Here is a 14961-nt window from a genome sequence, read left to right as displayed (position 1 = left end):
AATAGGCTAAAGTGAATTAACCCCTATTATTGAAAGAAAGGACCAGACCGAATGATTTTATTTGAAAATGTTACTAAAAATTTCACAGAAGACAAACCAGCAGTAGACACAGTAAATTTCAGAGTAAACAAAGGAGAATTCTTTGTATTAATTGGTCCAAGTGGCAGCGGAAAAACCACGACACTAAAAATGATTAATCGCCTGATTCCACTGACGAAGGGAACAATATCGATTGATGAAAAAAGGATTAGCGATTATAAAATCGATGAACTCAGGTGGAATATCGGCTATGTGCTTCAACAAATTGCATTATTTCCCCATATGACAATTGAAGAAAATATCGCTATCGTTCCTGAGTTAAAACAATGGGATAAAAAGAAAATCCAAAATCGTGTAACTGAATTACTGGAGATGGTAGGACTTGACCCAGATACATATCGAAATCGCATGCCACATGAACTTTCTGGTGGCCAACAGCAACGTGTTGGTGTCCTCCGAGCTTTAGCAGCTGATCCAGAAATTATTTTAATGGATGAACCTTTTAGCGCGCTAGATCCAATTAGTCGGGAAAAACTACAAGAAGATCTCATTGAGCTCCATCGCTCCATAAAAAAGACAATTGTATTTGTTACCCATGACATCAAGGAGGCGATGAAGCTTGCAGATCGAATTTGTTTAATGCGGGCTGGTAAAGTTGTTCAGTTAGGAGCGCCCGCTGAATTGTTGAATAATCCTGCAAATGAGTTTGTTAGCGAATTTGTCCAAGGGGTTTCCCAAATTGGAAGTCATTTTGATTTGGAAATGTATATAACTCCTTTATCAGCAGAAAATAATCAAGTATATCCAGTGATTTCCACTTCGGCAACATTAGCTGAGGTGTTAGAGCAATTAGCTCATCATGATCGACTTACTGTTGAAAAAGATGGCATCCCAATTGGCATGGTAAATAGACAAACGATGATTCATTATTTTTCCCAACAGATGTTAGAAGGGGGAAATAGCGATGAATAACTTTTTCGAGATATTCCAAAATCGTCAAGGACAATTGGTTGAAGCATTAATTGAACATATTCAAATTTCGTTTATTGCACTCTTTTTTGCTGTAATTATTGCAGTTCCATTAGGAATTTATTTAACAAAAAAAGATCGCATCGCTGAAGGTATCATTGGTGTGTCGGCAATGCTACAAACGATTCCTTCGCTAGCATTGCTCGGGCTACTTATTCCGCTACTCGGGATTGGTAAAATTCCTGCGATTATTGCACTTATCATTTATGCCCTGCTCCCCATTCTGAGAAATACATATACGGGAATTAAAGAAGTTGATGCTTCTTTAATTGAAGCTGCGATGGCAATGGGAATGAACACAGGAAAAAGATTGGTAAAAGTGGAATTGCCACTTGCAATGCCTGTGATTATGGCTGGGATTCGGACAGCTATGGTTTTAATTATCGGAACAGCGACACTTGCTGCATTAATTGGTGCTGGAGGCTTAGGGGATCTTATTTTACTTGGGATAGACCGCAATAATTCCTCTCTAATTCTACTAGGCGCGATACCTGCAGCATTGCTGGCAATTTTATTTGACCTTGTTTTAAGAGGGATAGAAAAGCTTTCTTATAAAAAATCACTTGTGACAATTGCTGTGATTGTTATTTTAACGATTGGAATATCTGTTGTTCCTAATTTGCTCAAAGATGACCAAGAAACGTTGGTGATTGGTGGAAAATTAGGTTCTGAACCAGAGATTCTAATTAATTTATATAAAATTTTGATTGAAGATGAAACGGATTTAACGGTGGAATTAGAGCCAAGCTTAGGAAAAACAACTTTCCTATTTAATGCGCTCGTATCCGGAAACATCGATATTTATCCAGAATTCACTGGTACTGTCATTACGCAATTCTTAGATGAAACACCTATAAGTAATGATAAAGAAGAAGTTTTTGAGCAAGCGAAGGAAGGATTATTGGAAAATGATGACCTCATTTTATTAGAGCCGATGGAATTTAATAATACGTACACATTAGCTGTGTCTGAGGAATTTGCTGAAGCGCATGATTTAGTATCAATTTCCGATTTGCGAGGGATTGAAAATGAAGTAGCTGCTGGTTTTACCTTGGAATTTAGCGATCGTGAAGACGGGTATCTCGGGATTCAAGAGCTTTATAATCTGGAATTTTCTAATATGGTTACGATGGAACCAAAGTTACGCTATACTGCAATCGAGCAAAATGACATCAATCTCATGGACGCTTACTCAACAGATAGTGAATTGAGACGTTATAATCTTACCGTGTTAGAGGATGATTTGGAATTATTCCCACCATACCAAGGTGCTCCTTTGATGCGTAGCGAAACACTTGAGGAATATCCACAACTCGAAGAAATTCTAAATCAATTAGCAGGAAAAATAACCGACGACCAAATGCGCGAAATGAACTACCAAGTAGCCGTCGAAGGCCGAAGCGCAGCCGAAGTAGCCCAAGAATTCCTAGAATCAGAAGGAATCAGATAGTGCATGAAACATGGGGACGGTTCTCGTGTTGCACTGACTGCAACAGTAGAACCGTCCCCATGTTTCACTCATCTTGCTAGATTTTGATAAAAAACTATTGTAATTTTATCTATTAGGTCTAAAGGATTCTTTTATTTTATGGTTTATAATGATGGCAAGTTAAATTTGTGGGAGATAATTATTATATGTGAGTTTATTCACATAATCATCCTTCTTTTTTATTTAGAGCAATTATTTATTGAGTAGTATATGATATGATTATAGCTCTTAACATTGTATTATCTTATATAACTATATAGAACTTTATTTTAGGGAGGCGTTTACTTTGGAACCATTTAACCGAGACAAACTTAGAGAATCTGGTATTAGTGAAGATTTACTACCAACAAAACCATCTGACAAAAATTGGACAACGACAAACTTCTTTTCCGTATGGATGGGATCCGTACATAACATTCCAAACTATCTAGCTATCGGAGGACTTTTTGCGTTAGGAATGTCTGTTGGACAAGTATTTTCTTCAATTATGTTAGCTGCTCTAATCATTGCCGCTATCATGGTTTTAAATGGACATGCTGGTTCAAAGTATAGCTTACCATTCTCCATGCACGTGCGTACTGTTTTCGGGATTAGAGGCGCCATCATTCCAGGTATTATTCGTGGAGTAATCGCAGCTATTCTATGGTTCGGTCTACAAACTTTTGCAGGAAGTCAGGCTTTATTTATCCTTATCGCAAAAATGTGGCCAGGCTTTACAGAGTTAGGTGGAAATTGGGATCTCCTTGGATTATCACTCCCTGGACTTATCGCATTCTTGTTATTCTGGGTGCTGAACGTAGCTTTAATCTTTGGAGGTATGGGCTTCCTTGGAAAATTCACGAACATTTTATCCCCGCTTGTTTATATCGTATTTGGAGGTATGGCAATTTGGGCAGTGAATCTTGCTGGCGGAATCGGGCCAATTTTAAATTATACTGCTGATGGTATAGAAGGAAATGTAATTATTGTATTTTTAGGTGCAATTGTCGCAGTTATTGCAGCATGGGCAGCTCCTATGGTTAACGTTTCTGATTTTACCAAGCTTGCTCGTTCTACAAAAGCTCAAGCAGTCGGGCAATCATTAGGATTAATCATTGCTTATCTATTATTTGCTGTAGCAAGTATTGCAATTATCGTAGGATCTGAAATTGCTTTCGGAACGCCTATTTGGAACGTGTTAGATGTAATCGATCGATTTGATAGCGGATTTGCTGTTGGGATTTCAGTGTTGACGCTTTGTTTAACAGCTTTAGCAGTTAACGTAACAGGTAATATTGTTCCAGCTGGATATCAACTAGCATCCCTATTTCCAAAAATGCTTAACTTCAAAAGTGGAGCTATGATCGCAGCGATAATCGGGGTACTGATTCTTCCATGGAAATTAATGGAGAATCCAGAAAGTATTTTAGGTTTCTTAAATACAGTTGCAGGTCTTCTTGCACCAATAACAGGAATCATGCTTGCACATTACTTTGTAGTAGCAAAAACTGAAATCGATATAGACCACTTATTCTCAAAACAAGGAAAATATCATTATAAAAATGGATTCAATTACAACGCTATCATCACGCTGGTTATTTCCGGCGTCCTAAGCTTAATCGGAAACTTTGTACCATTCCTAGAACCCCTCTACACCATCTCATGGTTCGTAGGAATAATCTCAGCATTCATAATCTATCTGTTGTTAGAAAAAATACGATAAACGTAGGTATGAAACATGGGGACGGTTCTCCTGTTGCACTCGAGTGCAACGCGAGAACCGTCCCCATGTTTCATCTATGTTCCAATAAAAAAAGTATTGACCATTTATCTTTTTTTGCTATAAAATGTAGTGTACTCTTTTTTCAAGAGCATCCAAAATGAAGGGAGTGGGGTTTTGAAAGTTTTACAAAGCGCCAGTGCTATTTTTCGTTCGGTAGAAGAATAGCTGACGAGGTGGAGGTTTATCGAATTTTCGGCGGATGCCTCCCGGCTGCATATCTCAGTCGTATGTTTTTCCTTAAAACAATTGGGTGACCTATTGCACAAAGGGAAAGTCGCAGATATAAAATTGTGAAGAGGGGCAACGAAATGCCTCCTTTTTCCAGATGGTATTTTGCCTTGCCCCTCATAGGAGGAAAGAAACATGTGCGGAATCGTAGGTTATATCGGGCAAAAAGATGCAAAAGAAATCTTATTGAACGGATTAGAAAAGTTAGAATACCGCGGATATGATTCAGCAGGAATTGCACTCTTGAATTATGAAGGTATTCAAATGACCAAGGTAAAAGGAAGAGTTTCTGTTCTGAGGGAAAAAGCGGATGATGGAATCTGTGGTTCATTTGGAATCGGGCATACACGCTGGGCAACTCATGGTGCGCCAAGTACCATCAATGCCCACCCACATCAGAGCAAATCAGGTAGATTTACACTTGTTCATAACGGTGTCATTGAAAATTACAATCGATTGAAAAAGGATTTTCTCTTGGATGTTCCTGTAGTTAGTGAAACAGATACAGAAATTGTTGCACAGCTAATGGAAGTATTTTTTGAAAAACATCAGAATACGCTCGTAGCTTTTCGTGAAACGATGAAGCAGCTTAAAGGCTCTTATGCAATTGCAATGATTGATACGCAAAATCCGGAGACGATGTACGTTTCAAAAAATAAAAGTCCTCTTTTGATTGGTCTTGGCGATGGATTTAATCTTGTTGCGAGTGATGCCATGGCAACTTTGGCAGAAACTATTCGCTATATGGAAATTCATGATGAAGAAATCGTGCAAATCAGTAGAAATCATGTAGTGATTCAAACGTTAGAAGGGAATCAACTCAAGAGGGAATCTTTTATAGTAGAAATGGACGTTACAGACACGGAAAAAGGGACCTATCAACATTATATGTTAAAGGAAATTGATGAGCAGCCCTTTGTCATTCGAAAAATCATCGAGAAATATCAAGATGAAAATAATAATATTGCTATCGGAGACAATATTCGTCATGCAATAAGCCAAGCAGATCGAGTTTATATTATAGCCGCTGGTACGAGTTACCATGCAGGATTAGTTGGGAAAAGTTTTCTCGAAAAGTTAACAGGAATTCCGACAGAGGTGCATATCGCCAGCGAATTTAACTATAATATGCCTGTACTAGAAGAGAATGCGTTTTTCATTATTATCTCTCAAAGTGGCGAAACGGCAGATTGTCGTTCTGCATTAGTAGAAATTAAGAAAATGGCATATGAAGCACTTACGATAACGAATGTTCCAGGGTCTACGCTATCACGGGAAGCGACCTATACGTTACCTTTACACGCCGGGCCAGAAATTGCAGTTGCATCAACCAAAGCTTATACTGCACAACTTGCGGTTCTAGCAATATTGGCAGTAGATGTAGCTAGAGCGCTTGGTGTCGTTCCTAATTTTGATCTCTTCCAAGAATTAGCGATTGTTGCAAATGCAGTTGAAGTACTGACAGATCAAAAAGATAGGATAGAAAACTTTGCCTATGATTATTTAGAAACTTCCAGGAATGCATTTTTTATCGGAAGAAATCTTGATTATTATGTAGTATTGGAAGCAGCTTTGAAGCTAAAAGAGATTTCGTATATCCAAGCAGAAGGTTTTGCAGGTGGAGAATTGAAGCATGGAACAATCGCTTTAATTGAAGAGAATACACCAGTCATTGCGCTTGCAACACAACAAAATGTAAACAGCGCCATTCGCAGTAATCTTCAAGAAGTAGCTGCCAGAGGAGCAAAAACGATGGTGATTAGTCTTGATGGATTACATGAAGAGGATGACGGACTCGTTTTACCAAAAGTGCATGAGTTACTTACGCCATTAATAAGTGTAGTTCCATTTCAACTACTCGCTTACTACGCAGCACTGCACCGCGATTGTGACGTCGACAAGCCAAGAAACCTAGCCAAAAGTGTAACAGTGGAATAATGAAATAGGGATGAAACATGGGGACGGTTCTCGCGTTGCACTCGAGTGCAACATGAGAACCGTCCCCATGTTTCATTGTATTATGTATATAGTCAAAGAAATGCTTTTAGTTCGCTGCTTCTGAAACTGTATAAATTCAATCACTCTACTCACAGATTCCAGTAGCTCTACTTACATAATCTAGTAGGAAAAAGCGATCTACAATTCATTTATACATCTAATTGATTTGCTGCTCTTTCCTTAAATTAATTACCTATAGACGGGATCCATAATGTTAAACTTGGTACGAATGTAACTAGGAGTAATACAAGTATAGCTACTGCAACAAAAGGCCATAATGCTTTAACAAAAGTTTCGATTGGAACCTTTCCTAGGGACGTTGCTAAAAATAAACCTGATCCTACAGGGGGTGTTAATAATCCAATCGTAACATTTAAACAAATAAGTACACCAAAATGAATCGGATCGATACCAAAGGCTGGTAATATTGGAACAAAGATTGGTGTCAAAATAATTATTAATGCAATTCCTTCCACTACCATACCTAGTAGTAAAAGTAATATATTTACTAGAATTAAAAAAACTATTGGACTACTTGCAATTGTTGTCATCCATTCTGCTATTGTTTGGGGCACTCTTTCAAATGTCATTGCCCAACCAAAAACGCTAGCCATTGCAATGAGTAGAGTTACAATTGCTGTAGAAATTGCTGTATTTACCATAATGCTTGGTAACTCTTTTAAATCTAACTCCCTATAGAAGAAGAAGCTTACTACTAACGCGATAACACATGCAATACCGGCTGATTCGGTAGGAGTAAAAACCCCTGTGACAATACCCCAAATTAAAACTCCTGGTACTAAGAGTGCTGGTATTACTTGTATAGAAGATTTACCTCTTTCCTTCCAACTAGCTTTTTCTTTTGAAGGGAAGTCTTGCTTATAGCCGATATAAGCAACCAAAATCATAAAAGAAATAGCTATTAATATTCCAGGAATGATACCTGCCAGGAACATTGCTCCAATTGAAGTACCTGAAGTTGCTCCATAAATAATAAATAACATACTTGGAGGAATAATTGGACCGAGCATACCTGAAGCCGCAGTGGTTGCAGCCGCGAATTCCCGCTTGTATCCTTCTCTTTCCATTGCTGGTACCATAACTTTTGTCATCATAGCAATTTGTGCAGCCGCTGATCCTATTATTGATGCAAGGAATGTATTTGCCACAATATTTACATATGCCAGCCCACCTCTAAAATGTCCTACAAATTTTTGAGCAAAGTCAATCAAGCGCCTCGTAATACCACCTGAGTTCATAATTTCACCAGCTAGCATAAATAGAGGTATTGCTAATAGACTATAACTTTCCAAAGAAGAAAATAAACGCTGCGGTCCATTCATTATCATCCCTTCATTCCCACTTACAAATAAAAGGACGACACCTGAAATTCCCAAAACAATTGCTATTGGAACCCGTATAAAAAGAAATATAGCAAAAACTACTAATGTCAGCGTCATGTAATCACCTTTCCTTCTCTAGAAACCTGTATCGCTTGAGTAAGCCAATGAATAAAATGGATAGACATAAACAATAAACTAACCGGGATACAGAGATACATATAGACCATCGGCATCTGCGTAGTCACAGTTTTTTGTAAGAGAATAACTGGATTCATTATCCATGTTAAAGAAAGATAAAAGATATAAACAGAAAAAATTGTTGATGCCGCTAAACCAATTATTATCAAAATGTTTTTTAGTTTCGTTTGCATTTTATCAACAAATAAGTTTACAGCTACTGCTTCTTTGCCCTTTATACTCATACTAGCTCCTATGAAACTAGACCAGACAAAGGTGTATAATGCAATTTCCTGAGCCCATACTAGTGGTGAATTCACAAAGTACCTAAAAAAGATATCAAATACCATTGCTAGAAGCATTGCTGGGATTAATATAACTACCAATACTTTTTCTAATTTATATATCTTATCACTTATGATTTGTGTAAACTTCATATCATCCTCCACCTTTAGTAAATATTAAATCGTTCTGCAATTACTTTAAATTGTCCTCCTGAAGTCAAGCCACCATCTAGAACTAATTCAGATCCAGACATATATGATGAGTCGTCGGAAGCAAGATACGTCACTGCTTTAGCAATTTCAATTGCTTCTCCAGGTCTCCCTAGAGGATTCATATCTTTTGTCGCTTCGATTAAATCCTTTATAGTTTCATTCAACGGCGTATCTATGAAACCTGGATGAACCGAGTTTACACGAATGCCAAATTTCCCAAACTCTATTGCAGCTGATTTAGTTATGCCTCTTATCGCCCATTTAGATGCCGTGTAGGCCACCGCAAAATAACCTGTCAGTCCTGTTATTGATGATAAATTAATTATTGAAGCATTCCCCGATTTTTTTAATAAGGGCAAGCAGTATTTCATTCCAAGAAACACACCAGTTTGATTAATTGATATGATTTGGTTCCAATCTTCAAGTGTACAATCCTGAATTGTATCACGTTTATTCACACCAGCATTATTTACCAATATGTCTAATTTATTGATTTTACTAGTTAATAGATCCGTTAATGTTTTCCATTCGTTTTCACTTGATATATCAATTTCATAGGTTAGGATAGTGGAATTTCCATATTCTTGTACTAACTCTGCCGCTTCATTCAATTTTTCTATATTTTGACTAACCATAATTACCGTTTCTGCATCTTCTTTTACAAATTCAATGGCATCAGCTAGGCCTAGTCCACTTGAAGCACCGGTCACTAATGCAGTCCTTCCTTTTAATCTCCCTGCCATATTTCCCCTCCATAATAAGATTGGAATAGAGGCTGTCACGCGAAACATCTATCGCGTTCCAATGACAACCCCGATCCAAATGGTTATTACTTTTGTACTGCTTCGATGAATTCTTTTATTAATTCATGTTCATTAGAGTATTCTTCATAGATTTTCTTCGCTTCTTCGATGAACGCCTCTTTATTTGCTAGTTCAACTACATTTACTAATCCTTCAAGCTCTTTTAGGTTTTCAGCTTCACTGGCAACTATTTCTTTTTCGCCCCATTCAACAGCTGCTGCAAGAGCTTCGTCAACAATAGTTTGATCAGCTTCACTCATTTTCTCATAATTAGCTTCACTTCCTGTTACAATGCCTCCAAACGCCATATGATTTGTCAGAACATAGTGTTCACCAATTTCAAAATACTTTTCTGATAACATTGGGTTTGTATCTACTGACACTCCATCAATAACTCTTGTCTGCATAGCATTGTATACTTCAGGTAGTCCCATCGCTATTGGACTTGCACCTAATCCTTCCCAATAATCAATTACAGATGCTCCTCCAGTGAAACGTAACTTTCTACCATCCACATCTTCCATACTCTCAATCGAATCACCATTCACAAGTAGGTTGTGATTGGCTGCGAAAAAGTAATCCAGTCCTAAAAGTCCTTGTTCCTCAAGCAAACCAAGCATTTCCTGTGCTGGTTCTGTATCTTGCGCAGCTAGAGAGGATTCTAAGTCTTCAAATAGAAATGGCATATTCCATCCATCCAACTCAGGAAATCGTGTACTCATGTAAGCATTGGTTAGTAACGCAAAATCAAGTGCTCCACTAGATAATTGTTGAACCATATCTGCTTCAGGTCCGAGCTGAGCTGCTGGAAAAAGTTCTAATGTCATTCTACCGTCAGATTTAGCTTCTAATTCTTCACCAAATTTTTCTGCGAATTTATGCCAGATATGGCCTGTCTGTGTAACATATGACATTTTAAATTCATATGTTTCACCTTCGCCATCAGAGCTATCAGCAGCACTTGTCTCACTATTGTCATCACCACATGCACTTAGGAATAAAGCAACTGACATTAAAATCATAATAAATAGCGTTTTCGAACTTTTCATAAACCTTCCTCCTTCATTATCTTTTAGTTTCTAACCAATTCATTAATACCGAGGAAATCTAATGCATTTTGTCCAAGCATCAATCTAGCATCTTCTTCTGAAATATCTATAAGACTATCTATTACATTTCCAACTGGATTTTCTCTTAGTAGAAAAGGATAGTCAGAGCCTGCAATAATCTGTTTCACACCAAATCGATCCATCATGAATTTTAAATTATCCTTATCATAAACTAGCGAATCATAGTAAAGTTTTTTCGCATAAGTACTAGGTAGATCTTTCGTATTTCTAGTTTCAGGCCACACTTCCCAGCCTTTATCCATTCTTGGTAGGATGAACGGTAAAGACCCTCCCCCATGTGCAAAGCATATTTTCAGATCTGGTAGCCTATCTAACATGCCACTCATAATAATGCTTCCGGCTGCAAGAGCTGTTTCTGACGGCATACCAACAGTGTACATAGAATTAAACTTTTGTAGTCTTTCACCACCTAGTGTTGCCCATGGATGAACAAATAATGGAACATTCATATTTGCCGCCGCCTCAAAAAATGAATATATACTATCCTCGTCTAAATTTAATCCATTTACATTTGTACCTATTTGAATTCCTTTAAGATTTAAATCATTAACAGCCCTCTCCATCTCAGTGATTGCTAATTTTGCATCCTGTAATGGAACAGTACCCATACCGATAAACCGTTCGGGGTATTTTTTTGCTACAGAAGCAATAAAATCATTTTGTGATCGAGCAAGCTCTAAGCCTGCTTCTGGGTTCGACCAATAAGAGAAGGTGACTGGTATTGGTGAAAGGACTTGAATATCAACACCTTCCTTATCCATATCTTCAATCCTTCTTTCAGGATCCCAAGCTTGATCAGTAATTTTTCTAAAAGTTTTACCTTTAACTTTGATTTCAGCGCCACAACTACATGTTTTATGTAGTTGTGGAAAACGATCATCGCCATATTTAGCTACTAAATCAGGGAAGTCTTCAGATATAATATGTGTATGAAAATCGACCCTTAATTTTTTCTTCATAGAGTTATCTCCCCCTACCCTTTTACATAACTTTCAAAATTACTTCTTATTTTTTAATTTCTGTACCGTATGTTAAGTAACTCTCAGGTGGTGTACTTCCCCACATATCAAGCCCAAACCCTCCAGTTCCTGATTGCCATTCAATTGGCTCCCAATCCGGTGCAAAAATTAACATTCCACCAGTCCATAATTCAATCCTATTACCAGAAGGTTCGAAAGCGTACAGGAATTGCGCTCCGCTTGTGCCGTGTTTACCTGGACCCCATTCAATTTTAATATCGTTTTCAGCCATAAGATTAAGAGCTCGTAGTAGTTCATCTGGTGAATCAAGAAAATATGCTACATGATGAAGATGTGCTCCTGTCTGATTACTATTACGCATGAATGCAATTTCATGGGCAACATTCGTTTTGCTTAACCATGAGCCAAGACGAACATCTTCTTCATTTTGTATATAGTAACGATGATGGATGCCAAGGAAATTAGTCCACCATTCTTGCTCATGCTTAACATCATCAACCATGACATTCACATGATCAAATCGACGTGGTGCTGCACCTTTTCCACTGTATTTCATTGGATGACTTGGTAATTTTGATGCAGTCAGAGGATTAGAGTATGCTTCCATTTCCCAGTAGAGTTCAATTGGAATTCCTGCAGGGCTATAAAATTTAATTGCATCCCCTTGTGCCAGTTCAGTGCCAGCTTCCACCCATTTATATTCAGTTCCGGAATCTATTAATGCTTTTTCAAATGCATAAAGCGATTTTTCCGAATTTACACGCCAACCAAAGTGATCTAGACCTGAAGTTTCAGCTTGATTGATAACTAATGTATGATGATCCCAATCTTGCCAAGCTCTAAGGTATACCTTGCCTTCCTCTTCCGCTGTTACATGTAGTCCAAGAACCTCTGTGAAAAACCATAGAGATTTTTCCAAATTCGTTACATTAATAGATGCATGGCCGATATGTGCAACATTTGATAATTTTAGATCTAGTTCTGTTAAAGTTACCTCTTTTTGATTCATATTTGATACAGTCATTTTGTTATTCCTCCTAAATTTTTATTCTTATTTTAAATATTATCTTCAAATTGGAAAACGCTTACATTTAGTGTTTAATAAGGGATTCCAATTAACAAGAGCTTTCATAAAATAAAAGTTAAAACTTTTAGATAATTTCATTATAATAAGGTGAACTAGGAATAAAAAGGCTTGAGTTCTTCTATACGGAACAAACACAAAATTATTATTTAATTTAGAAGATTCCCTTTCACATACTCTTTAAAAAAGTAACATTATTCGTTTCCTTACATTATAATAGCAATAATATAATATATTAAAAGAGTTCTGTTCCTTTATAAGCAACAATATTAATTTATTTGATATTTCTAATAGTCTTATTGAAAATAAGTCATCTTTATATACATTATCAAATATAAATGATAGAATATTTTAAACTTTATTAATAACGTTCCTCTATATGAAAATAGTTAAAAGGAGATTAAATAAAATGACTACAAAGAATAATAATCCACAAATTCTCTCGTCTGTAAGTAATGCCCTACGTATTTTAAAAAGTTTTTCTACATTTGAACCAACTCTAAAAGTTAGTCAAATCGCTGAATCACATAATTTAGCTAAAAGTACTGTTAGTCGCTTACTTTCGACCCTTGCGCATGAAGGGTTTGTAGAAAAGGATAAAAAGACTGGTGCATATAAATTGGGATTATCAGTGTTGACATTAGGAGGTATTGTTACAAATAACCTTGAAATTCATAAAGAAGCTTCACCAGTTATGAATAAATTAGTAACTGATACTGGAGAAACTGCACATCTTTCCATATTGGATGGACTCGATACCATCTATATTCATAAAGAGGAATGCAATCATCCAGTTCGAATTCTTACCCATCTAGGTAGAAAAAACCCAGCCTACTGTACGAGTTCGGGTAAAGTCTTACTTGCTTTTACTGAAGGAAACCTCGTTGAAGAAATAATCAGTAAGGGTTTGAAGAAATATACAAGTAATAGCATAACTGATCCTAATAAGTTACGGGAAGAAATGGAATTGATAAGACAAAGAGGATATGCAATCAGTACGGAAGAGTTAACAGAAGGTACTAGATCAGTTGCAGCACCAATTCGCGACTATACTGGAAAAGTTGTATCTGCGATTAATGTAGTAGGACCCCTACAACGTATGAAAGACTACAGAATTCCTGACATTGCAAAGAAAGTAGTTTTTGCGAGTGAAGAAGCTTCGGAAAGATTAGGTTATGATAAGCGATTTTTAGGATAAGGAAGAAGTTTAATTTTTAGATATGTAATTTTTCAGTTTAAAAAGCCTATCTTTCAAGTTAAGAAAGGTAGGCTCTCATTTTTACTTTTTTTAATTAATCATTAGTGTGTCTATTTATTGCTGCATTATCAATCAACACAAAATATTTCCGCTGCTATCTACCCAAATCCTTTACGCTAGTTCCACCAATTGACCAGTGTGTTTTTGGAATTTCTGTTACAATCACACGAACATTTTGTTTGGGTGCACCTAATGATTCGCTAATGGTCTTTGCTACATTTTCCATTAAACTATTGATTTTCTCTTCCGACCTACCCTCCAAAATTTGAATATTAACTAATGGCAAGCAAATCACCTCCTCTAATCTTTTCTCGTTAAAAATATTGTACTCATTTTACCAAATCTATTTAATAAAAAACGAGATATCTCCGAGTCCACCATACTTAGCGCTAACATAATCACCTGGTGATAAATGCACTGCTTCAGTAAGACCACCTGTTAATATCGGTTGTCCAGCCTTTACTTTTTCACCCTTTTTGCTAAGCATATTCGCTAGTCTCGCTACCGAATTCGCTGGATGTCCGAGTACTGCAGCCCCTGCCCCCAATGCTTTAATTTCACCATTTATCGATAAGGTTACTCCAACTACATCTAATTCAAGGTTATCTGGTCGCTTCAAATTTGTACCAAAAATTGCTCCGGCCGCAGATGTGTTATCAGCAATCACATCTGGTAAGGTGAAATTAAAATTTTCGTAGCGACTATCGATAATTTCGAGTGCTGGAAAGACATACTCTGTTGCTCTTAACACATCAAGTGCAGTTACCCCAGGCCCTTCCAAATCTCTTGATAAAATAAAGCCTATTTCCGGTTCGACCTTTGGGTGGATATAATCTTCAAAAGCTACTACATCACCTTCATCGACAACCATATAATCAAATACGTATCCATATATTGGATCCTTGACATTCATTTGCTTCATCTTTGCTTCACTGGTGATTCCCATTTTAGGTCCTACAATTTTCTGACCATCTGCGAGCTTTTGTCTAACTAGTTCCTCTTGGACTAAGTAAGCATCTTCTATAGAAAGCTCTGGATGTAATTCAGCTGTTATTTTAATTATTTCCTTCTTTTCTATTTCTGCATTATGTGTATAATTGGCTAATTCTTTAATCAAATTTTTGTCCATCTTATTCCTCCTGAA

General features: G+C 36.9%; 13 protein-coding genes. 5 read left to right on the top strand and 8 right to left on the bottom strand.

Annotated elements, in window-relative coordinates; genetic code table 11:
• The first annotated feature begins 51 nt into the window (after nt 1-51).
• The 4 genes from ACXYMZ_RS02565 to glmS all read left to right on the top strand — a co-directional run bounded on the left by ACXYMZ_RS02565 (nt 52) and on the right by glmS (nt 6485).
• Nucleotides 52-1011 (top strand): ABC transporter ATP-binding protein, encoded by a 960-nt coding sequence (locus tag ACXYMZ_RS02565; RefSeq protein WP_458946786.1) that lies wholly within the window; start codon nt 52-54, stop codon nt 1009-1011.
• The gene (locus tag ACXYMZ_RS02560) at nt 1004-2518 is read left to right on the top strand and encodes an ABC transporter permease/substrate-binding protein (RefSeq protein WP_458946785.1); all 1515 of its coding nucleotides are present in this window, start codon (nt 1004-1006) and stop codon (nt 2516-2518) included. The genes ACXYMZ_RS02565 and ACXYMZ_RS02560 overlap by 8 nt, the downstream gene beginning before the upstream one ends.
• A gap of 325 nt (nt 2519-2843) precedes the next feature.
• On the top strand, nt 2844-4259 hold the full coding sequence (gene allW, locus ACXYMZ_RS02555) for an allantoin permease (RefSeq protein ID WP_458946784.1): 1416 nt from the start codon (nt 2844-2846) through the stop codon (nt 4257-4259).
• Nucleotides 4260-4682: 423 nt separating this feature from the next.
• Complete coding sequence (glmS, locus tag ACXYMZ_RS02550) at nt 4683-6485, top strand: glutamine--fructose-6-phosphate transaminase (isomerizing) (RefSeq protein WP_458946783.1); 1803 nt, start codon at nt 4683-4685, stop codon at nt 6483-6485.
• Between the two features lie 245 nt (nt 6486-6730).
• Here glmS and ACXYMZ_RS02545 read toward each other — a convergent pair whose 3' ends face one another.
• From ACXYMZ_RS02545 to ACXYMZ_RS02520, 6 genes are all read right to left on the bottom strand, one after another.
• Nucleotides 6731-8005, bottom strand: coding sequence for a TRAP transporter large permease (locus ACXYMZ_RS02545; RefSeq protein WP_458946782.1), 1275 nt, complete (start codon nt 8003-8005; stop codon nt 6731-6733).
• On the bottom strand, nt 8002-8502 hold the full coding sequence (locus ACXYMZ_RS02540) for a TRAP transporter small permease (RefSeq protein WP_458946781.1): 501 nt from the start codon (nt 8500-8502) through the stop codon (nt 8002-8004). The genes ACXYMZ_RS02545 and ACXYMZ_RS02540 overlap by 4 nt, the downstream gene beginning before the upstream one ends.
• Before the next feature lie 14 nt (nt 8503-8516).
• Nucleotides 8517-9305 (bottom strand): SDR family NAD(P)-dependent oxidoreductase, encoded by a 789-nt coding sequence (locus tag ACXYMZ_RS02535; RefSeq protein ID WP_458946780.1) that lies wholly within the window; start codon nt 9303-9305, stop codon nt 8517-8519.
• A gap of 86 nt (nt 9306-9391) precedes the next feature.
• Entirely contained in the window at nt 9392-10414 is a 1023-nt protein-coding gene (locus ACXYMZ_RS02530) for a TRAP transporter substrate-binding protein (RefSeq protein WP_458946779.1), read from the bottom strand.
• 23 nt (nt 10415-10437) lie between these two features.
• The gene (locus tag ACXYMZ_RS02525) at nt 10438-11454 is read right to left on the bottom strand and encodes an amidohydrolase family protein (protein ID WP_458946778.1); all 1017 of its coding nucleotides are present in this window, start codon (nt 11452-11454) and stop codon (nt 10438-10440) included.
• A 46-nt stretch (nt 11455-11500) separates the two neighbouring features.
• Entirely contained in the window at nt 11501-12499 is a 999-nt protein-coding gene (locus ACXYMZ_RS02520) for a VOC family protein (RefSeq protein WP_458946777.1), read from the bottom strand.
• 469 nt (nt 12500-12968) lie between these two features.
• On the opposite strand from ACXYMZ_RS02520, the gene ACXYMZ_RS02515 reads away from it, so the two are divergent.
• Entirely contained in the window at nt 12969-13757 is a 789-nt protein-coding gene (locus ACXYMZ_RS02515) for an IclR family transcriptional regulator (protein ID WP_458946776.1), read from the top strand.
• A gap of 154 nt (nt 13758-13911) precedes the next feature.
• Here ACXYMZ_RS02515 and ACXYMZ_RS02510 read toward each other — a convergent pair whose 3' ends face one another.
• Together ACXYMZ_RS02510 and ACXYMZ_RS02505 are read right to left on the bottom strand one after the other, a co-directional pair.
• Nucleotides 13912-14103, bottom strand: coding sequence for a 4-oxalocrotonate tautomerase (locus ACXYMZ_RS02510; RefSeq protein WP_458946775.1), 192 nt, complete (start codon nt 14101-14103; stop codon nt 13912-13914).
• A 57-nt stretch (nt 14104-14160) separates the two neighbouring features.
• Nucleotides 14161-14946, bottom strand: coding sequence for a 2-keto-4-pentenoate hydratase (locus ACXYMZ_RS02505; protein ID WP_458946774.1), 786 nt, complete (start codon nt 14944-14946; stop codon nt 14161-14163).
• Nucleotides 14947-14961: the final 15 nt, after the last annotated feature.

The sequence above is a fragment of the Oceanobacillus sp. CAU 1775 genome, from assembly GCF_054482815.1.
The sequence above is the reverse complement of the archived record's forward strand: the minus strand, read 5'-3'. Positions and strand labels throughout refer to the sequence as shown.